Raw genomic sequence first — 20,574 nt, forward strand, 5'->3', positions numbered from 1 at the left:
TCTTATCGTGTCATGGAGTTTGTAAATATTCTTCAAATGAAATAAAGTCCGCTTTTTTTCGAAATTCGCTTAAGATTTTCTGATCTCCTGTAAAAATAACATCTGTCGAATCAAAAAATCCGATTTCAAACACGGCTTGAGGGATAACGGGTGTATAATTCACGTTCCAATATCGTTCATTATCTTCAATTTGAGGTATTGAATGAATATTCAAATGATCTACATGACGAGGCAATGCGGTCAAAACAGCGAAAATAAAAGAATAAGAATAGTCATGTAAGAATTTTTTGAAATGTTCACCCTTCAGAAATAAAAAATCCGTATAATCCGGCATGACTTCTGAATGAGATTGATTATTCCGATCATGAAGCATTGGGAGTGTCACATCACTTATGACCCAATGATACTCTTCTACGTTTAAATTGATTTTCTTTATTAATTCATTTACTTCGAATAGATTTTTCTCTTTTGCTAATACGATTCTCATTACTTGCTCCACCTCACCGATTTAAAACATCAGACGAAACTAAAAATATTCCACAGTATCAAAATCTGACCATAATCTCCAGTCAGTGTTCGTGTTTATATTTACAATGCATGTTGGATCTTGATAGATCAAACTCTTCGCAACCGATTGAAAAAAAGGAGATTGACTAGGGAGTTGGCTATGCGTTTCTGGATGAAACCATGATTCAGTTGTATAGAGCGGTTTATCATATACATGCTGAACGATGTCAAATTGTTCTTGATCTGTCATCCATAAACTATCCAGCAAATCTCGATGTTTGGCCATTTCTCTTAACAGAGTAATCCATTCATTTTCCTCTGTTACATCAGATTGGCATGACTCTGGTATTTGAACATTAAAATAGCCACCATTCAATTTAATTCGTAATGGTTGTTTGGTGAATCCAGGTTCTATCTCATCATCATCTATTATTTCATCATGCTGATCCACGAAAACAAAGAGCTCATCCAATAGAAAATTGATGGATCCATTATTCAACTCATGACCAAACGCAAAAAAATCAATAGCCGGTCCTAACTTCGATAAACCGAATAATTGAATCGTGATCAGCCAATTTCCATCTCTAGTAAATAGAGAAAGCTTCCCTTTGGCAAAATCAAAGTTCTCGTTATCTAATAGCGGAAACTCTTTATTTAGAAAAGACTTATCTAATGTGTTTAATACATGGTCTATTTGTTTCATTTCTTCCTCCTTATGAAGTCATTTCTTCAAAGTTAGTATAATTTCGAATCAGTTCTTTTTTAAAATCATCAGGAAGTTTTTGATTCGGAAATACAACTGAAATCCAGCCTAATACAATCTCATCTAAAATTCTCCACGTTTTTAACAATTGTTTATTCATTTGTTCTAATTGAAGAATCGCTAGTACTCCTATCTCATAACCTCTGTCGCCATAAATGATCCATTTCGCAGAAGGGGAAACCCATATCACACGTGAAGCAATATCCATTATGCTATCATTTACACTCTCTATCGGATAATCGGTTAAGAGATCGAGGTAATCACTTGGTGTGAGGTTTAACGGTACTTTCACCCAAGGATAATAACCAAAATCATGATAATAATCATCCATGCTCTTCTGCTCATCTAATACAGCCATGAGTATATAGTCATCATGATGATTCAAAGCTAAACCTTTTAACATTTCCCAGCCATCATCTGATAACAACCAATGGAATTCTTCGAATAAATAATGAGGGGTTTTCGTTTTCAACACTTGATCAGGGAATGTCTTCGTACTATGAACGAGCGAATGAACAAACGATAGAACATGTTCAAATTCTTTTGGATCGGATATAAACAAATGTTTCACTTTATGCTCCTTTCATATCTTCGGGTAAGGCTATTATCAGTCATTGATTCTCAATTCCACCGCTTGGAACATTATGCATAACTAGAAAGCATTTGAGTGAAATAGTTATCGAATGTTTTTTGATCCTTTAATAATAGTTGTAGCCATTTTGCTAAAACAGGGTGATCCAGTGGCTTCCATCCTTCTTTTAATAACATATTTTTTGCAGAATCTTTTGTTGATACCATCCCTATGATACAAATTTCCATATCTCTATCTGCCCAAATCGCCCACTGCAAAGAATGAGATAACCAGACAACTATATTCGAATTCGTGATTATATTATCCGCTATGGCACCTTTTGGGTGCATCCATAGTGCATTTACATAATCCTCACCTGAAATGTTCACACTCGCTTTCAGCCAATGATAATAACCAAATTCCTTCAAATAATAATCAGTTGGATCTGGTTGAAGGACTGCAGTCAAAAATTCTCTATCTTGTGTAACAGTTGATAACTCTTTTATGGTTGGTAAAATATCATCACTCAATGCCCAATCAAACTCTTGAAACAAAAAACAATCAAATGTCTTACGAAAGACTTGTTGTGGCAGCTCTTTATTTGTTTCAAACACATGGTCTACTAAATTCTGATAGAATTTGAATTCTTTTTCTGAACGAATAAATAAGTCTTCAAGCCGTTTCAAACAACTACCTCCACTCTTGTCGAACTAGTAGTTTTTTAATTCTTCCTCTATATCTTCTTTTAATGTTTGAATTTCAATTGACACCGAATTATTTCGATTATAGAAAATGGACGGATTGATTCCATCTGCTATCATTCCCGGCAGCCATTCTTCTATAAAATCGTCTAAATCAATCATTTCTGGTACTGTTTTTTCCCATTGATCGATCGCACAATAAGCGGCATGATCCTCTGTCGGCCAAAAATGAAGCTGCGGTACACGATAATCATCCTCTGACATCACCCACCCCTTCTCGTTTCTTAATGACCAAACCTCTTCAAAATCAACAATCTTTTTGATGAAATAGTCATAACGCTTTTTCGCAGGTAATTGCATGGTGGTTTCTAATTCTTTCGGATGCATGGATATTGCGTCACTCCTTTTATTTATAAATGGGCTTAACCATAAGAATTTAGCAAGCTCATATATAGAAACTATTTGTATTCTTCTAACCAGTCATTCAAATCATCTACAGGATGTAAGTAAGAATTAGGTGAATCTTTCAAATCAATTCCACTTAAAAGAATCAGCATATCCCAAACTTGATCATCGTCTATTTCTGGATCGTCTGCAGAAACGTAAATTTCAGCCCAATCAGACACTTGTTCTCTTGTGATCGTCCCCTTTAAGACATTTCGTATTTTATTTAAACAGTCTAGCATTTTTGGTTCAGCCATTTATTACACCATTCCTTTCTCAAAACTCATTTTACGCTGTAAACTGCCTATATTTCATATTTAATAATATCCTCCATTGACATACCTTTAAAATATAAAGTAAGAATGTTTTTAATAGTGTATTCGCTACGTATACCCATCGGGTTAAATATAGTCTTAGCCGTTTTTGGATCAGCAACCTCTAAGTCCATAGCAGGTGTATCGGAACCTTCTTTACCCTCGCTTACGTAATAATTTCCATTTCGGTATTCCACGAATTTCAGATTTTGAAGATCCTCTTCTTTTATAAAATCTTGATTTATTTTTGTGATGACTTTCCATGAACCACTTAAAAAGCCTGTCAGGCCTGTATTTGCAACGAATAGTCCTTTCTCTTTTTTTATCAATTGTTTTAACTCATTTTTTTCTATTCTTTCATCAACAAACAAATCATAGTATTGGATTAAAATATCATCATATTGATTTTTCCCCTCACCCGAAATGATCAAAGCATAGCTCAATTTCCCAACTTCTTTTAATGGGAGTTCAAATATAGCTCCTGGTTCTACTTTACTTAAAGTTTTTACTTTTTTAGTTGTTATTTTAATATCCGTTACTTCTTTGTCGTTTAAATCATCAAAATAGTGACTACCTCCATTGTTTAAAGCCATCATAATTGTCAAAAGCATCTCATCAATCGTTGGCTTTCTCTTCAAATGTTCCTCAGTCATTTCATAGAATTGTTCAATCGCTTCTTCAAAAATATCTAATCCATCATCACCAATTATGATGTTCTTTTTCTTATGTACTTCTTCCCAAAAGCCCATTTAGAATACCCCCTTTATATATTGTGTTCTTTATGTTATTCTCATTTTGCTTTATCACGATAAACGTATACTTGTATAAACTGTTTTATGTGCACGTTTGAAAAGTGCCACTTCATGATCCGTTAACCACTTAAGCTCTCTCATATGATAGGAAATTTCTTCTAAGTAAGTATCGGTTTTAGCAATTAATTTTTTATCTAAGATATTTCTTTTATTGTCTTCAACAACAAGATAAAGAGTAAACTGTTTTAAATCTAATTCGATAAGTGGGTAAGCTTTTCTTTTTTTATCGGGACTTAGTTTTGTTCTCCCTTTAATCTCCGCTTTATATTCCTTCTCCTTCATTTTCTTAAATGTTGCTTTGACTAGCTGACTGTCCCAATTCTTCAGTTCACAAAGATAGAGTATCGCTTTTTCCAAAGTATCTGCTAAGATCTTTTTCTTATTTGTTGCATTTTCAAATTCACTGTAACGGAAGGGTACTTCCAGCTCGTACGTATTTTTTATAAATAAGATGTCTGGTTCATCTTTTGAAGTACTAATTAATTTGTAGTCTTTAAAAGGCCCACATATCAAAACAATAGCCTCACAATCTTTCGTTTGAAATTTCTTTTCTAATTCGTATAAAAACATTTCAGTCATACAAAGGGATTGGCTGGCTAAGTTCCCACGGTCGTCATCTGACATTAATTGTATATTTTTCAAATACACTTCTTGTAAGCCTCCTAATAAGATTGTGAATGTTTGCTCACTCTTTTTTCAAAACTTGCTTTCTTAGGTGTAAATGCTCTATCTCATTCCCATTAAAATGCCCTTTCTTCCCTTCTAAATATAGCTAGTTTAAAATATTAGCTCCTTAGAATTTGAAGAATTTCTGTTGCTTCTTTGTACAATTCATTAACTAGTTGTATAATAATTCCTCGCAAATCCACTTCATTTTCAAATGCAATTAAATATCCTTTTTTGCTGATCAGATTATTTGATACACAATCCCAGATATCCAGATGGTCTATACAATAACCTTCATCTCCCTCATCACCATCATGAAACTCTTCGCCATTTAGATAATCTACTGAAAAATATATGGATGAATGATAACCTGCTTTAAAACAATCTGAAACATGAACTTCTCTCCCGCTAAATTTCTTCCCATATCCGAATCGTCCAAATGCAGCATTGATTGTTAACCCTAAATCTCTAAAATCTATTTGTTTTTCATTCACTATATTCAAAGCGATTTTTGTTATTTCTTTTTCGATATCTGTGATAAATTCTTTGGTCAAAGTATTCAATTTAATTTTTTTCAAATTTTTCACCTCTTGCATTGCCTATAGTTGTTAAGATAATGATTACTATTTCACTTCAATATATTTCTATAAATATACCGTACTTTCAAACTAATCCATATATCATCAACTTATCTATATATCCCCTTTTTCACACATAAAAAAGCACCCTAAACGGATGCTTCTACCAAATGATATTTTTTCAAAATACGATAGGTGATTTCTTTTGCTTCTAGTCCGGTGCCTTCTATATTTGTGGTGAGGATGTAGGTTTTGTTTTCATGTTTGATGAAGCCTGCGTACCAGCCGATTCCTGATCCGGAGCCTGTTTTTCCGTATAACGTGGCGTGTTTTTCTTCTTCTTGTATCATCATTCGTTTGACGGTTCTCATAACCGATAGGTCAAATGGGAGACTTTCTTCATATAGCTGTTTAAGGAAATGAACTTGTTCTACTGGAGAAATGCGCAACGTACTGCTTAGCCAAAATTGATCGATTCCGCCAGATATGTCTTGATTCCCATAATGAATGGCTTTTATCCAATGGCTCATGCGTTCTTCCCCGATGTCACGCGCCATGGCTTGATAATACCAGACGACTGAATCTCTCATGCCAGAGCCCAGTGTATGGTCCTTATTCCAGTTATCAATCTCTCTTTTTACTCCGTCCCAATATTTGATGTCGTATTCATCTTTAACTGCGCCAGTTTGAAGTCCGATTAAGGCATTTGCTATTTTAAACGTTGATTGTGGTGCAAAGCGCTTGTTCGCTCTTTTTTTGTTATACACCCATGGTGATTTTTCTTTTACTTCTTGAATTACAAATGTGCCATCCCGATCTTTCATGAATTCATCGACGGACCATTTTGGAGATGTTCCTTCGCTTGATGAAGGTTGGCCGATAAAAAGTGCCATCAGCATAATAGTGAAAAATAGCCATTTTATATGGTTCTTCAAAAAAACCGCTCCTTTTCCCATGAATTGTATCGATTTTAGCATGTTGAGCGATAAGACATAAGGTACGCTTGTCCTCTTTTCTGCCAAAAAAAAAAGCCGGTTTTATCCGGCTTTCTGTTTATTGTACGTTCCATTTTTTCTCTTCAATCGCTTGCTTTGCAATTTTTGAAATTGTCATATCGTCCATTGGTGGGTTATGAAGGCCAGCACGAATGTCTCGATAGTAACGTTGAAGCGGGCAGCTAAGGCTTAAGCTTTTTGCACCGACTAAACGCATGGCTTTATCGACCACTTGCAGACTATAATTGACGACTGTATGCTTCACAGCACCGAATTCATTGATTAACAGCTCTCTTTTCTCTGGCTGCTCATACAATGTTGTCGTTGAATAGATGACATGGCGTGCTTGCTTTAGTAGTAAATCAATTTCGCCAATCAGTGTTTGGACATTTGGCAGTTCGCTAATCGTTCCGCTAATACTGTTCGGTGAATGGGTGATGGCATACTGAACAGCATAGTCTCTTGCCGCTTGTGCAATCCCTAAATAACAGGAAGGAATATGTGCTATCCAAGGGTTTAACGTAACGCCCCGAGGTCCTTTTTGCACTTCAACCAACATGTCATCTGGAACTTCCACATGATCTAGAATTAAATCATGGCTCTCTGTTCCTCTCATGCCAACAACATCCCACGTTTCTTCTATAGAAACACCTTTTGTATCATGGTGAATTAAGAAGAAGCCCATCGCTTCTTTTTCTTCGATCCATACACCGACGAGAAAGTATGTGAGCGCTGGTGACATCGTTGTGAATGTTTTCCTGCCACTGATCACCCATTGATCTCCTGATCTCGTTGCAGTTGTTCCAGGTTTGCCTCCTCTTGTTGGACTCCCTGTTTGCGCTTCACTGACAGCCCGGTTCACAAGAGCCCCATTTTTGATTTCTTCAGCAAAAAATTGCAGCTGCTTCTCATTCCATAGTTTCTTTTCATAAATTTCACCAACAACTCCTTGGTGCCAGCCGATCGATAAGGCAGTTGCTCCATCCATACTTCCCAGCGTTTCTTGAAAAAGGACCATATCCTTTACAGATTGACCCCCGCCCCCGTACTCAACAGGCAGAGACAACGTTGTATAGCCCAGTTCTACTAATGATTCGATATTCTGTTTAGGAAAATAGGCACCCTCATCATGTTCTTTTGCAGATTGTTCGATCGTTTCACGAAGGGATTCTAGTTGATTTAGCCAATTTTTTTGAAAATCTGTATCGACAAATAATGCTTTAGACAAAACGTATCCAACTCCTCTGTTTCTCGCAATCTATCATATCCGATTTATCCAATAGGTATTATTAAAACACACTTTACTTATAGGATTTAATGTGTTAAATTTTATCAATATTAAGTACATATGTCAAAGGAACGTGATGCTTTTATGATTTCTGCTACTAATCTACATAAATCCTATGGGTCAACTCATGTGTTAAAAGGAATTGATTTCACCGTACAAGAAGGTGAAGTGGTCGCCATTATTGGACCGAGCGGATCAGGAAAAACAACCCTTCTCCGCAGTTTAAACAGCCTTGATATCCCAGACAAAGGAACGCTGACAGTTGGAGAAGCCACGATTCAATTTGAACAATATCGAAAAAAAGATCTTTTAAAACTCAGACAGCAATCGTCTATGGTGTTTCAGCATTATCACTTGTTTCAAAATAAACGAGCACTTGAAAACATCACAGAAGGATTGATTGTGTCTCAAAACATGTCTAAAAAAGAGGCGGAAAAAATCGGAGAGCAATTGTTAACGCGAATTGGGCTGCTTCATAAAAAAGATGCGTTTCCAAGTGAATTATCCGGCGGTCAACAGCAGCGTATCGGAATTGCCCGTGCGCTTGCGATGAATCCTGCGGTGCTTTTGTTTGATGAACCAACGTCTGCACTAGACCCAGAGATGGTCGGAGAAATCCTTGAAATGATGAAAGATATTGCGAGCCAAGGCATGACGATGGTCATTGTGACGCATGAAATCTCGTTTGCAAAGGATGTAGCGGATACAGTGATCTTTATGGCAGATGGGGAAATCGTTGAGAAAGGCTCACCAGAAGACGTCCTGATGAAGCCTCAGCATGAACGGACGAAACAATTTTTATCAAGAATTCATCGCGGGATGTGGCAAGGATTGGAGGAAGACAGATGAAGCGCAAGACTTTATTCACTGCCGCTAGTATCCTTCTGTTTCTCCTCTCTCTCATTGGCTGTAGCAGTGTGAAAACGACAACAGATGATGGCAGACAAATTGTCAAAGTCGCACTAAGCGCAGAAGTCAATCCGCCTTTTTTAGCCACAAATGACCGCAACGAGCCGATTGGCTATAACATCGATTATTTAAATGAAGTCGAGAAACGTTTGCCACACATTCATTTTGATTATATCTTTGGCGAGGAAGAATCCAATTTAATTGGGATCGGCGCTGGGAAATTTGAAATGGCGGCTAATTGGTTTTTTAGTAATCCTGAACGTGAAAAACGCTTTCTTTATCCTAAGGTTCCATACGGCTTTTCGATGACAGGTTTAATTGTGAATGAATCAGAGCAAGATATTCAATCTCTAGACGATATGACATCAAAAAAGCTCGCTCCCGTCAGTCCTAGTGGCGGCCTTCGTTCCATATTAAATCAATATAATGAAGAAAATGATCGGAAAATTCCGCTCACGACCATTGAAAGCCCTTCAAACGAACTCAATTTAAAACGAGTCGAAAGTGGACGGTCCGATGCGGCTTTTATGAATATTTCGACCTTTGATACGATTCAAAAACATCTACACCTGAAAGTCAAAGTGGGAGGCATTGTCTCAAAGGAACCTATTTATCTTGTCTTACAGCCTAGTCAAAAGAAACTAGCATCACAATTGGACCGAGTGACACAAGAGATGATAGAAGACGGAACATTACCTGACCTTGCGAAGAAATGGTTTGGCGTTGATTTCTTTCAAGATATTGACTATATATCAGAGCAAGGCTATCAATATGAAGAAAGGAAGGAAGCGCCATGACGTTTACAGCTGGAGATTGGCTAAGAATCTTTTTACAGGTGGTTGATCGCCTACCACTCACATTTCTTATGATTGTGGTGTCGTTGTTTTTTGCCATCATCATCGGATTGCTGTTTGCTTGCATTCGAATCAAACAAATTCCAGTGCTGAAACAATTGGCGGTCATTTATTTGTCATTTACACGAAGTACGCCGCTCATTGTTCAGTTATTTCTGATTTATTTTGGTCTGCCTCAGCTTTTACTCATGGCCGGAATTCAAATCAATCATTGGGATCGTGTGTTATTTGTGATGATCACATTCTCGTTACATACGGGCGCTTATTTATCTGAAGTCTTTCGCAGTGCATATTCTTCTGTTGGGAAAGATCAGCTTGAAGCAGCTTACATTGTTGGGATGACAGATACTCAGGCATTAATGAGGATCATTATTCCACAAGCCTTTCTCATTGCACTTCCGAACCTCGGAAATTACACCATTGATCTCGTGAAAGATACTGCCATTGCATTTACAATCGGACTCATTGATATGATGGGACAGGTCAAAATCATCCTAGGTAATAACTACGGGATAGGGATGTTTGAAGTGTACGTCATCATTGCAATTGTGTATTGGCTGATTTGCATCAGTATTGAACTGATCACGATGCTACTGGAAAGAAAATTTGTGAAAGGCCGCACCAGCCTGTCACGCTAAGGAGGCGATTTGATGCAAACCATTGATATATCATTTGCGATTGACCAAATACCACATATTCTAAAAGGCGTTCCCTTTACCTTATTGATTGCACTTGTTTCTATGGCTGTGAGCCTTTTGATTGGATCTGTTTTTGCTTTCATTCGCCTCTTTCGTATCCCTGTGCTCCGCCAGCTTGTCACGCTCTATGTCTCATTTTTTAGAGGAACACCTCTCATTGTTCAGTTGTTTGCTTTCTTTTATGGCATTCCATTTGTTCTGACCAAAATGAATAGCACTTTTGGGTTGACCTTTCACCCGGATATGGTCTCCCCGCTTACCGTTGCCCTTATCACCTTCAGCCTGCATTCAGCCGCACATTTAACAGAAGTGGTCCGCAGCGCACTTCTTGCAGTAGACAGAGGGCAGCTTGAAGCGGCGAAAATCGTTGGCATGACCACCAGACAGGCGATGATTCGCATTATTTTACCGCAAGCGTTTGTGGTTGCCCTGCCAAACCTAGGGAATCAGCTCATTCAGCTGTTAAAAGCCACATCCCTTTCGTTTACAATTGGTGTACTGGAAATCATGGGAATCTCGCGCATCATTGCAAATGATGGCTACAAGTTTTTAGAAACGTATCTTGTCTCTGCTTTGATCTATTGGATGCTTAGTATTTTCTTTGAACTCGCTTTTGCTTTGTTAGAGAAACGAGTCAGCGTGTACGGAAAATCTCTTGGACGTTAAAAAAAAGAGAATGGCAGATGCCATTCTCTTTTTCGTCCTACTTATTCAGCACTGACTAAAATTTTCACTTGATCTTTTTCATTGATTAATGCATGGAAGCCATCTTCGATCACATCGTCCAACTTGATTTTCTTCGTGACGAGTGTGTCTGCAGAGAAATAGCCTTTTCTCATTAAGTTTAATACAGATGGGAAAACATCTCTGTAGCCGATGATTCCTTTGACTGTACGTTCTTTAATGACAATGTCATTCGGCATAATTTCTGCGCCTTTTTCCCAAATGCTTACAATGACTGTTTCACCTGAAATTCTAGTTGATTGGATTGCTTGCTTCAATACAACAGGTACACCTGTCACTTCAAAAGAAACATCGACTCCACCATTTGTGCGGCGTGCGATTTCTTGAACAACATCTTCATACTGAGAAGGATCTACAATGATCGCTCCAAGTTCTTTTGCTTTTTCTTGGCGCTCTTTTGATAATTCCACTGCATAAATGTCAGTAGCACCAGCTGCTTTTAATGCTTCAATGACAAGTAAACCAATTGGTCCACAGCCAAATACAGCTGCTGTATCCCCAGCTTGTACTTTACTAGAACGAACGGCATATAAAGCAACTGCAGAAGGTTCAACAAGTGCACCTTGCTCATATGAAATTTCGTCTGGTAACAAATGAAGTAATTCTTCATCGACAGATACATATTCAGAGAATCCTCCACCGCCACCAGCAAGTCCTAAGAAGCCCATGTTTTCATCTAAGTTGTAAGCACCTTGGTGCCCGTGAGTTGCAAAAATAGGTTCAACAACCACTCGATCGCCTACTTTGTAATTACTCACGCCTTCTCCAACTTCTACAATTTCACCAGAGAACTCGTGTCCCAGTGTAATGGGTGCTTTTTCTTTTGTAAGTGGATGAGGTTCATTCACAGGAATGAAGATCGGCCCGCCTAAATATTCATGTAAATCACTACCACAAATGCCGCACCATTTTACTTTCAGTTTCACTTTTCCTGGAGCAACTGTTGGTTCGTCAATTTCCTCTAGTCGAATGTCCTTTTGATCGTGCCAGCGTAGTGCTTTCATTTGTAAGACTCCTTTTCTCATCAATTTAATTAACTTACTTAAATAATGATAACATAATTTTTTTAATTTTCTAAGTAAGATGCACTATTTTTTTGACAGTCAATGGACGAAAAATGACAAAACATAGCAACAGACAAATAAGAAGCATACATAGGCAGCCGATTATGACAGAAGTACGTATCGATAACACATGCGCCAATGCGCCGCATATTCCTGTCATCATCATCGTCAGAACAGCTTCACATAACGCATAAAAACTTGCCACTCTCCCCATAACCTCTACCGGGATATTCGTTTGATAAAAAGTGATAAAACCGGTGTTTGCAAATGCTAAAAAGAAAGCGAGAACAAAAAAGCCAGCTGCTGCGACAGTCAATGTGTTCGAAAAAGCATAGATCAAGTATCCAAAAGCCACAAGCAAACTCCCCGCACCAAGCATCACTGAAACAGGCAGCCTTTCGACAATGACCGTATTGAGACATGCCCCTGCGATAATCCCTGCTCCAGCTACACTGACAAGAAACCCATATTCGGTATTGGTCAACATCAGCACTTCCTTTGCAAAAGCTGCTTCAAGTGAGTCAATCGCAGTCGGCAGCACCGTGATGGCGGCACTAAATAATAAATACACGGCCATCACTTGCCTGGATGTGAGACTGAAACGAAAGACAAGTTTTGCATCTTCCTTTAATACCGAGAGAGAAAACCCCTTTTGTGCCCCGTCTGCTTTTGACAAAATCGGTAAACACATCGTCAAAACAGCAGATATCAAAAGGCAGATTGCATTTACATAAATTGAAAGGACTGGTGTACCAATGAGAAAAAGCAGCCCTGCTACGGCGGGTCCGAGTAAAAATCCACCAGACTGCAGCAAGGATCGAATGGCATTAAACCGTTTTCGTTTATCCGCCGGGATTAGTGCTGTCATATACACCATCGAAGCTGGATGAAACATGGCTTGTGCCATATGAATGAGAAATAGCATCACATATACGATCAATAAGTGGCCTGAAAATAAGGCAAAGGGTAAACAAGCAATCAGAACGGCCCGGCATAGATCTAGACTGATCATGACATTCCGCTGATTCAGTCTATCTACTAAACTACCAGACCAGCTATTTGTTAAAAGAGCCGAGACAGGTCTTAACATATAGACGGCTGTTACAGCAAGAACGGAGCCCGTTTCCTGAAAAATCAGCAGGTGGAGAGCAATCATATAAATCCATTCTCCTATGTTCGCAATACCAATCGCTCCAAGTAACATGCTCATATCCCGCCAATGTTTTTTCATCGTAGTGCCTCCTTTTTTTCATCAAAAAAATCCCGCCCCCAAGACATTTCTGTCTTGAGGACGGGATTGACTCCGCGTTGCCACCTCAGTTCATTCACCTGTTACCAGATGAACCTCAGCAGGTTATCGCTAACCCTTCTCTATAACGGGAGAATGCCGCTGCACCACCATCACAATGAATCCGGTACAGAGCTAAGAGGCTTGGTTCTGTAACGCTTCCCAGCTCCTTCTCAGCTTTACGGAGTTCTCTGTGTGAGGCAGCCATTACATACTCTTCTCTATTTATGCTTTATCTTTTTTTCATCACGATCTTCAGCTGAATTGTTACATATTGTACTGCGCCTCCGTCAAGGCGTCAATGTTTTTTTTCATGTTAATCCGCATAAATCATTTTTCTAGTCATGCCGCCATCAACAACCAAATCTGTTCCTGTCACAAATTGATTGTCTTCATCTGTTAAATAAAAACAAGCTTTGACAATATCCTTTGGCGTTCCTACTCGATTGGAAAGATGCTGCTGATGGTCAATTTCTCGCAAATTTTTCTCATCCTTCGTTTCAATCCACCCAGGAGAAATGCTGTTTACTGTTATATGATCCTGACTAAAGGAAACAGCCAGCGCATGAGTAAGTGCTGATATCCCACCTTTTGATGCAGCATACGCTTCTGTATCTGGTTCTGACATGGTCGCGCGAGTGGATGAGATATTAACGATAGAACCGCCTGATTGATTCTCTTTTATATAACGTGCCGCTTCCCTTGCACATAAAAAAGCACCTCGTAGGTTTGTATGCAGCACATGATCAAACTCATCAACCGTTAGCTCATAAGGCGATTTTGTACACATAACCCCTGCATTATTGATGAGAATATCGATCGTTTGATAACGAGCCACAGCAGCCGACATGATGTCTTGAATATCCTTCTCTTGTTTCACATCCGTTTTTTTAAAAAAAGCCTCAAAGGACTCCTTTTTCAGCTGATCTTCCAAGCGCTTGCCCTTCTCTTCGTCAATATCCGCAAGCACAACACGCGCCCCTTCTTTCGCATAGCCATACGCGATCGATTCACCAATTCCATTGGCTGCGCCAGTGATGATGACGGTTTTATTGTGAAAGTTCATCGTTTATCCTATCCTTTCTCTCATGAGATGTTGTCGTCTATCATACCACTCATGTATACATGATACCTAGTCAAATGGGACATAGAAAAACCACCACCTAAATCATACATTAGGAGGGTGGTATATTTGTAATTCTCCATATTGACGACATAGTCGTTTGCTTCTTGTGTAAAGTCTGGGAAGGTTTGTGTTTATCATTCAGTCATTCTATTCGGCTCTTTTTCTGTATGATTATATTAAAAAGCAGCCTTTAGTATATCTAAGTAGTCCGCTTTCGTAACGGCACGAACATTGCTTTTTGAAGAGTTGTTTTGTTCTGCTAGTTCAGCCATTTTTTCAAAATCTTCTACTTTTACATAAGATAATTCTTTTAGTGATGGAATACCTAAATTCTTTGTGAATGTATACATACCATCCATTAATTTTTGAATCGCCACATCATCTGCATCCGTTTTATCTGCAAAGCCCATGATGTTTGCAAGCTCTATGTGCAATGATTTGTTTTCAGCTGCATTAAATTGTATGACATAAGGTAAAAATACAGCATTTGCGATACCATGAGGCGTATCATAAAGACTGCCGAGCGCTTCGGCTAAACAATGCACGGCTGCTACATCAGCGGAACCGAAGCATAAGCCAGCGAGTAAACTGCCTTCCTGCATTTTGTATCTTGCTTCTAAATCAGATCCGTCTTCATACGCCTTCGGTAAATAGATCACAATGGTTTTCATTGCGCTTGCCCCCATCGCCTTAGAAATAGGGTTTGTTTCTTTACATGTATAGCCTTCAATCGCATGGACCAGTGCATCAACACCTGTTGCCGCTGTTATACTTTTTGGCACCGTAGAAGTAAGAGCAGGATCCAAAATCGCAATAGTTGGTCGAAGCAAGGCATGTTTTAAGGTGATTTTTTTATGTGAAGCAGCTAACGTAATCACAGATGAACGGGTCACCTCAGAGCCAGTTCCAGCCGTGGTTGGAATACAAATTAAGGGTGATACATTTGTGTACGCTTTCTTGCCTGCTATATACTCTTCAGGATTACCGCCATTTGGACCTAATAAAGCAATGGCTTTTGCCGTATCCATTGGGCTGCCTCCACCAATCGCAATAACCGCTGATGCTTGTACTTTTCTAAAGAGCTCTGCACCCGTTAGACATTCATGATCTCTAGGGTTTGGTGATACTTGATCAAAGACGACAACGGAATAACCAGCTTCTTGCAAATACGCTTCAATAGGCGTCACCAATCCTGCGCTTTTTACACCAGGGTCAGTTACAATCATAATTGTAGCACTAGGCAATACAATGTCCTCTACAATAGAGGCAATATCTTTAGATTTCCCCGCCCCCATGATCATTTTCGTATGACAATCATATTCAAAATTTATCATTGATTTTCTACCCCTTCATTTGTTGATTTAATCGCTTGTTTTTCTGCTCCCCACCATTCTATTCCTTTTAAACCAGGAATGGTAGAAGCGTAAAAAACAGGGTTCTTTCCTACCTTTCTTTGTCCCATGTAATCATTTAGAGCCGCAAAAGCAAATTTGCCTAAAATCGCAATGGCAACCAAGTTAACAATAGCCATAATCGCCATCGACAAGTCCGCTAACGTCCAAACGATTTGTAAGTTGGCGAGAGCACCAAACATAATCATCATTAAAACAGTGATTCGATACACGAATAGCGCGGTTACACTGTTATGAATAAAACCGATATTGGCTTCACCGTAATAGTAGCCACCTACAATAGAGCTAAATGCAAAAGTAAAGATCGCAAATGCTAAGAAAATACTAGCCCAAGAACCGAAATGCTGCGCCATTGCAGCTTGAGTAATTTCAATACCTGACAAATCACCTGCTGTTTCTACTGTTGATAGCATAATAATAAATGCTGTACAACTACAAACAACTAATGTATCAAAAAATACGCCTAATAATTGAACAAACCCTTGTTTTACTGGGTGTGAAACATGGGCAGCAGCAGCGGCATTTGGTGCACTTCCCATTCCTGCTTCATTGGAAAATAAACCGCGTTTGACACCGTTCATTATTGCAGCGCCGATTCCGCCTCCAACCATTTGCTCTAATCCAAACGCACTTTTCATAATACTTGCTAATGCTGCGGGTACATCAGCGATATTTGTCACAATCACATAAAGTGCTAAGATAATATAAAACGAGGACATGATTGGCACAATGATTTGGGTAAAGCGGGCAATTCTCTTTACACCACCAAAAATGATGAGAGCCGTAAGAATGGTTACGAATACCCCCATGCCAATTGGACTGATACCAAATGAATATCGAAAGGCATTTGTGATGGTGTTCGTTTGTACTGCATTAAAAATTAAGCCAAAACTAATAATAACAGAAAAGGCAAAGATCCTACTTGGCCATTTCAGTCCAAATTGCTTTTGTATATAATAGCCTGGACCCCCTTTAAAACCATCACTTGTTCTCACTTTATATATTTGAGCGAGTGTGCTTTCGACAAATGCAGAAGCTCCCCCTAAAACCGCTGCAAACCACATCCAGAAAATAGCTCCAGGACCACCAACTGTGATGGCAATAGCAACACCTGCCATATTTCCAGTTCCAATCCTCGTCGCTGCTCCGATAAAGAAAGCTTGCATTGAAGAAATGTCTTGACTCCCTTTTATTTTTGGGGCTTTTTCAAAAATAGAACGGAAGATCTCTTTTAGTAAGACAATTTGCATAAACTTCATTCTCACCGTAAAGTAGATTCCAATCCCTATTAACATAACGACTAAAATATATGTCCATAAAAAGTCATTTATTGAATTGACAATCGTTTCAAACAAAGCCATCCCCCCTATAAAATCTGAACATTCTAAATAATGAAAGCGCCTACTTTTATCATAGTAAAAATGTTATGATCTATCTATAGAAGTTTTCTGATTGCATCAATCGGCTCATCCGATTTAGGAGGGATTGACGTTGGAAATAAAGCAACTGATGATGTTCCAAACAGCATCAAAAGTATTAAACTTTACAAAAACAGCACAAATACTTGGCTATGCTCAATCTAGTATCACGGCAAATATCGCTGCATTAGAAGAAGAGCTAGGAACCCCTCTATTTGAAAGGCTTGGAAAAAGGGTCATTTTAACAGAAGCTGGCATGAAGTTTCAAGATTATACGGATAAGATTTTAGGTTTAACAGGAGAAGCATTAGAGGCTGTTGGTGGGATGAGTGAGCCAAGCGGCATTTTGAGAATATGTGCATCTGAAACACAATGTACCTATCGACTTCCTCATATTTTAACGGACTTTCAAACAACGTATCCTAAAGTAGAACTGATTTTTCGTCCCGGAATAGCTGAAAAGGATGTTTTAAATCTATTACTGGAAGGACAAATTGATGTCGCCCTATTATCGATGAATCCTGTCGTATCCTCACATTTAATTGTAAAAGAATTAAAAGATGAACCGATGGCGATTGTATGCTGTCCAACAAATCCATTGAGCAAAAAACAAAAAGTATATCCTATCGATTTAGACGAGCAAAGATTGTTGTTAACCGAAGACTGCGATTATCGTTACGCCTTCGAACACTCTTTGACACAGGCAGGAGCAAAACCGAGAAGTAAACTAGAACTAGCAGATGTAGAAGCCATAAAAAAATGTGTAATGGCTGGTTTAGGAATTGCTGTACTTCCCGAAATTTCTATAAAAAGAGAAATAACAGAAGGCCATATGATTAAAATCAATTGGATGGGACCCTGTCTCACAACGAAAATCCAACTATTCTGGCATAAAAATAAATGGATGTCTCCTGCTTTGAAGGCGTTTGTTGATTTAACAGAGGATTATATCCTTCTCAATGGGTAATGTGAAATATTTACTTGGGCAGCCTTCAATTTCTTTCACCATTGTACCTCAGAAAATATTAACGAGTTATCCAATCATTTTAAGTAAATCACATGTATACAAAAAGCCCTCTACATAGCTATAGAGGGCTTTTTAGAAGATACAATGTAAATACAAAGGATTAATAGGATCTGATACTCTTCAAACCAATGATCATAAAGACCACCGTAAAAGCAATTAAAACCGTCGCATCTAATAATAAGATAGAAAGATTAACATTGCCGCTCATGATCTCACCAAAACCAGACATCATCCACGTTTGCGGTATAGCCAAAGAGATCTTCTTCATAATGTCTGGAACGATATCTAAAGGCCAATAAATACCACCTAGCATGCATGATCCTACAATGACAATTGCACTAAATACTTCAGCTTGTTTTTTTGTTTGAGATAAAGTAGCTATCATAAATCCTAAACTTACGACAAGGCCTATAACAAACGATCCGAACAATAAAATAAGAAACAGGTTGCCTAAGTAGACATTAAAGAAAATAGATAAGATGGTCAAAAGAACACCCAATTGTATCCATCCAAGAAGGAAATATGCCATTAAATAGCCTAGAAGTACATATATTTTATGGATTGGACTCGAAAGCAATCTTTGCCATGTATAATTTTTATACTCCAAATGTATAGATGACAAAGAGCTTGAAATCGCAAACATCATAAACATAATGGTAAAGCCAAGCGGTATCAAATTGGGTTGTTGGCTTGCTTGACCATTTTGATTTTTTTCGGCCAATGAAATCGTGCCAGATTCATTTAACTTGTTCAATGCATTGGTGAGAGAAACACTTTTCTGCTCTTTCACACCCTGATTGATTTGATAAATGATGGCAGCTGTCTCTTTTAAATAGGGAGATAAGACTGCATATTCTTCAGTTTTTTTATAAACTGTCACATCAAAAATCTCTTTATTTTCTTTTAGATGGGACTTTAATTGGTTTACGACTTTCACAGACGCAACTACCTTTTCTTCAGATACTAAATCTTTTGCGTCGCTTTCAGTTGCCTTTACCCAGAGAAATTTGGTGTTTTTTTCGAGAATTTGAAAAATTTCTTGATCTAGTTTACCTTGACTGGGCTCTAGAATAAAAGCAACTGTCGGTTTCTTTGTATCAGATGCGGTACTACCAAAGATAAAACTAAATACAATTGGCATCACAAATAAAAAAATGAGGGTCAATGGGGACTTTAATGTTTCTTTTAACTTTAACGTGATAATGGCTAATATTTTATGCATAACGATGCTTCCTTTCAAAAGACATTCTTAATAAAGCAATGATGAAGAAAGCCATTCCCATCCCACAGCTAAGTAATAATCCGCTTTGAATTTCACTAAAATCAGCACCTGCCATACTTTTCAAAAACATTTGAAGTGCAAGAGAATTAGGTAAAAAATAGCTGATATTCATCACCCATTGTGGGAATAAGTATAAGGGCACCATACTCCCACCTAAAGCAGCTAACACTTGAGTTCCTAAAATCCCCACACTGTTAAACGTTTTTTCTCTATTGATAAAAGAACCAATCAGCACCCCAAAACCCGCAGCATTTAATATAAAACTACATCCGATCATAACAACAGTAAAAGGCTCTCCCCAGTTCACCTTAAAGACAAAGCTAGTAAATAAAATAATGACCGCAAGTTGAATCATACTCATTAAAATAATGCCCAATAACTTTCCAATGATATAACTAGTATTGCTTAATTTTGATACTAGTAGTCTTTTATAAACTTCTTCTTCTTTTTCCTCTATCATACTGCCAACCAAGAAAACAACAGTCATTAATAAAAAAAGCACACCCATCCCGCCTGCGTAGTATTGGAAGGATGTAATCGGCTGGCTGTTGATATGAATATTCCTTTCGTTCACTAGTTCTTTTTTCAGTTGATCAGACACGATCTCCACTTCTTTACCTTGATTCAACGGCACCAGAATACGATTCATATGATAATTTTGAAAGAATTGCACAACCACATTCTCTAGAACCATTTCCTGTAAGTTTGAATTAGGTCCTTTCAAAATATTCAATTGCACATGATCGTGATTTAATAGGCTTTTTTCAAAATTCGGCTTGATGATTATACCCATTGTAATGTCTCTACTATTTAAATCTTTCTCTAATTGATTTTTCGAGGTGACCTTCACCTCAAATATGTCACTGAGTTCACTCTTAGACAAAGTTGAAAGAAACATTTTACTTGTAGCGGACTTATCCTGATCTGTTATTCCTACTCGAAATGAATTGATCCTAATTTCGCTATCTTTCTTCATGTTATCTCCAAATGCTGCACCTAATATAGCAATTAATATGATAGGCATAAAAAAAAGTGTAAAAAAGCTTTTCTTATCCCTAAAAAACAATAATAGATCTTTCAGTACAACCCAAATGCTCATATGCTCACCTCTAT

23 protein-coding genes are annotated in these 20,574 nt (G+C 38.1%); 5 read left to right on the forward strand and 18 right to left on the reverse strand.

What is annotated here, in order from left to right; genetic code table 11:
- Nucleotides 1–10: 10 nt before the first annotated feature.
- The 11 genes from FXF70_RS07615 to FXF70_RS07665 form a co-directional block, all read right to left on the reverse strand.
- Nucleotides 11–487 (reverse strand): hypothetical protein, encoded by a 477-nt coding sequence (locus FXF70_RS07615; RefSeq protein WP_008342589.1) that lies wholly within the window; start codon nucleotides 485–487, stop codon nucleotides 11–13.
- A 39-nt stretch (nucleotides 488–526) separates the two neighbouring features.
- On the reverse strand, nucleotides 527–1,210 hold the full coding sequence (locus tag FXF70_RS07620) for a DUF7003 family protein (protein WP_035390914.1): 684 nt from the start codon (nucleotides 1,208–1,210) through the stop codon (nucleotides 527–529).
- Nucleotides 1,211–1,220: 10 nt separating this feature from the next.
- Nucleotides 1,221–1,841 carry a hypothetical protein gene (locus tag FXF70_RS07625; protein WP_008342593.1) on the reverse strand — a complete coding sequence of 207 codons (621 nt, stop codon included), beginning with the start codon at nucleotides 1,839–1,841 and terminating at the stop codon, nucleotides 1,221–1,223.
- Nucleotides 1,842–1,912: 71 nt separating this feature from the next.
- On the reverse strand, nucleotides 1,913–2,527 hold the full coding sequence (locus tag FXF70_RS07630) for a hypothetical protein (RefSeq protein WP_125589841.1): 615 nt from the start codon (nucleotides 2,525–2,527) through the stop codon (nucleotides 1,913–1,915).
- 24 nt (nucleotides 2,528–2,551) lie between these two features.
- A complete protein-coding gene (locus tag FXF70_RS07635) occupies nucleotides 2,552–2,929 on the reverse strand; it encodes a DUF2750 domain-containing protein (protein WP_008342597.1) in 378 nt (125 codons plus the stop codon).
- A 71-nt stretch (nucleotides 2,930–3,000) separates the two neighbouring features.
- The gene (locus FXF70_RS07640; RefSeq protein ID WP_046526837.1) at nucleotides 3,001–3,243 is read right to left on the reverse strand and encodes a DNA-binding protein; all 243 of its coding nucleotides are present in this window, start codon (nucleotides 3,241–3,243) and stop codon (nucleotides 3,001–3,003) included.
- A 47-nt stretch (nucleotides 3,244–3,290) separates the two neighbouring features.
- Nucleotides 3,291–4,049, reverse strand: a complete 759-nt coding sequence (locus FXF70_RS07645; protein ID WP_008342601.1) for an Imm26 family immunity protein — start codon at nucleotides 4,047–4,049, stop codon at nucleotides 3,291–3,293.
- A gap of 54 nt (nucleotides 4,050–4,103) precedes the next feature.
- On the reverse strand, nucleotides 4,104–4,760 hold the full coding sequence (locus FXF70_RS07650; RefSeq protein ID WP_046526836.1) for a hypothetical protein: 657 nt from the start codon (nucleotides 4,758–4,760) through the stop codon (nucleotides 4,104–4,106).
- 137 nt (nucleotides 4,761–4,897) lie between these two features.
- Nucleotides 4,898–5,365, reverse strand: a complete 468-nt coding sequence (locus FXF70_RS07655) for a hypothetical protein (protein WP_262368816.1) — start codon at nucleotides 5,363–5,365, stop codon at nucleotides 4,898–4,900.
- 140 nt (nucleotides 5,366–5,505) lie between these two features.
- Entirely contained in the window at nucleotides 5,506–6,291 is a 786-nt protein-coding gene (gene blaBPU, locus FXF70_RS07660; protein ID WP_395947859.1) for a BPU family class D beta-lactamase, read from the reverse strand.
- Between the two features lie 118 nt (nucleotides 6,292–6,409).
- Nucleotides 6,410–7,579 (reverse strand): acyl-CoA dehydrogenase family protein, encoded by a 1,170-nt coding sequence (locus FXF70_RS07665; protein ID WP_148780072.1) that lies wholly within the window; start codon nucleotides 7,577–7,579, stop codon nucleotides 6,410–6,412.
- Between the two features lie 144 nt (nucleotides 7,580–7,723).
- Between FXF70_RS07665 and FXF70_RS07670 the strand changes: the two genes are divergently transcribed.
- Genes FXF70_RS07670 through FXF70_RS07685 form a run of 4 tightly spaced genes read left to right on the forward strand, consistent with a single transcriptional unit; the run spans nucleotide 7,724 to nucleotide 10,766 of the window.
- Nucleotides 7,724–8,488 carry an amino acid ABC transporter ATP-binding protein gene (locus FXF70_RS07670; protein WP_024718348.1) on the forward strand — a complete coding sequence of 255 codons (765 nt, stop codon included), beginning with the start codon at nucleotides 7,724–7,726 and terminating at the stop codon, nucleotides 8,486–8,488.
- Complete coding sequence (locus tag FXF70_RS07675; RefSeq protein ID WP_148780073.1) at nucleotides 8,485–9,345, forward strand: amino acid ABC transporter substrate-binding protein; 861 nt, start codon at nucleotides 8,485–8,487, stop codon at nucleotides 9,343–9,345. The genes FXF70_RS07670 and FXF70_RS07675 overlap by 4 nt, the downstream gene beginning before the upstream one ends.
- The gene (locus tag FXF70_RS07680; protein WP_008342617.1) at nucleotides 9,342–10,040 is read left to right on the forward strand and encodes an amino acid ABC transporter permease; all 699 of its coding nucleotides are present in this window, start codon (nucleotides 9,342–9,344) and stop codon (nucleotides 10,038–10,040) included. The genes FXF70_RS07675 and FXF70_RS07680 overlap by 4 nt, the downstream gene beginning before the upstream one ends.
- A 12-nt stretch (nucleotides 10,041–10,052) precedes the next feature.
- Complete coding sequence (locus FXF70_RS07685) at nucleotides 10,053–10,766, forward strand: amino acid ABC transporter permease (RefSeq protein ID WP_008342619.1); 714 nt, start codon at nucleotides 10,053–10,055, stop codon at nucleotides 10,764–10,766.
- A gap of 41 nt (nucleotides 10,767–10,807) precedes the next feature.
- Here FXF70_RS07685 and FXF70_RS07690 read toward each other — a convergent pair whose 3' ends face one another.
- From FXF70_RS07690 to FXF70_RS07710, 5 genes are all read right to left on the reverse strand, one after another.
- Nucleotides 10,808–11,848, reverse strand: coding sequence for a 2,3-butanediol dehydrogenase (locus FXF70_RS07690; RefSeq protein ID WP_008342621.1), 1,041 nt, complete (start codon nucleotides 11,846–11,848; stop codon nucleotides 10,808–10,810).
- Nucleotides 11,849–11,918: 70 nt separating this feature from the next.
- Entirely contained in the window at nucleotides 11,919–13,139 is a 1,221-nt protein-coding gene (locus FXF70_RS07695) for an MFS transporter (RefSeq protein WP_148780074.1), read from the reverse strand.
- A gap of 373 nt (nucleotides 13,140–13,512) precedes the next feature.
- Nucleotides 13,513–14,262: a glucose 1-dehydrogenase gene (locus FXF70_RS07700; protein ID WP_148780075.1), complete on the reverse strand. Its 750-nt coding sequence runs from the start codon at nucleotides 14,260–14,262 to the stop codon at nucleotides 13,513–13,515.
- Between the two features lie 236 nt (nucleotides 14,263–14,498).
- The gene (locus FXF70_RS07705; RefSeq protein WP_148780076.1) at nucleotides 14,499–15,656 is read right to left on the reverse strand and encodes an iron-containing alcohol dehydrogenase; all 1,158 of its coding nucleotides are present in this window, start codon (nucleotides 15,654–15,656) and stop codon (nucleotides 14,499–14,501) included.
- The gene (locus tag FXF70_RS07710) at nucleotides 15,653–17,095 is read right to left on the reverse strand and encodes an alanine/glycine:cation symporter family protein (RefSeq protein ID WP_187424760.1); all 1,443 of its coding nucleotides are present in this window, start codon (nucleotides 17,093–17,095) and stop codon (nucleotides 15,653–15,655) included. Before FXF70_RS07710 ends, FXF70_RS07705 begins: the two co-directional genes overlap by 4 nt.
- Nucleotides 17,096–17,225: 130 nt before the next feature.
- On the opposite strand from FXF70_RS07710, the gene FXF70_RS07715 reads away from it, so the two are divergent.
- Entirely contained in the window at nucleotides 17,226–18,119 is an 894-nt protein-coding gene (locus FXF70_RS07715; RefSeq protein WP_017367678.1) for a LysR family transcriptional regulator, read from the forward strand.
- A 160-nt stretch (nucleotides 18,120–18,279) separates the two neighbouring features.
- Here the strand turns inward: FXF70_RS07715 and FXF70_RS07720 are convergent, their stop codons facing one another.
- Together FXF70_RS07720 and FXF70_RS07725 are read right to left on the reverse strand one after the other, a co-directional pair.
- The gene (locus FXF70_RS07720) at nucleotides 18,280–19,401 is read right to left on the reverse strand and encodes an ABC transporter permease (protein ID WP_148780078.1); all 1,122 of its coding nucleotides are present in this window, start codon (nucleotides 19,399–19,401) and stop codon (nucleotides 18,280–18,282) included.
- Complete coding sequence (locus tag FXF70_RS07725) at nucleotides 19,394–20,560, reverse strand: ABC transporter permease (protein WP_148780079.1); 1,167 nt, start codon at nucleotides 20,558–20,560, stop codon at nucleotides 19,394–19,396. Before FXF70_RS07725 ends, FXF70_RS07720 begins: the two co-directional genes overlap by 8 nt.
- Nucleotides 20,561–20,574 lie beyond the last annotated feature (14 nt).

It is taken from the genome of Bacillus sp. Y3, from assembly GCF_008123875.1.
In the GTDB taxonomy this organism is placed as follows: Bacteria; Bacillota; Bacilli; order Bacillales; family Bacillaceae; genus Bacillus; species Bacillus altitudinis.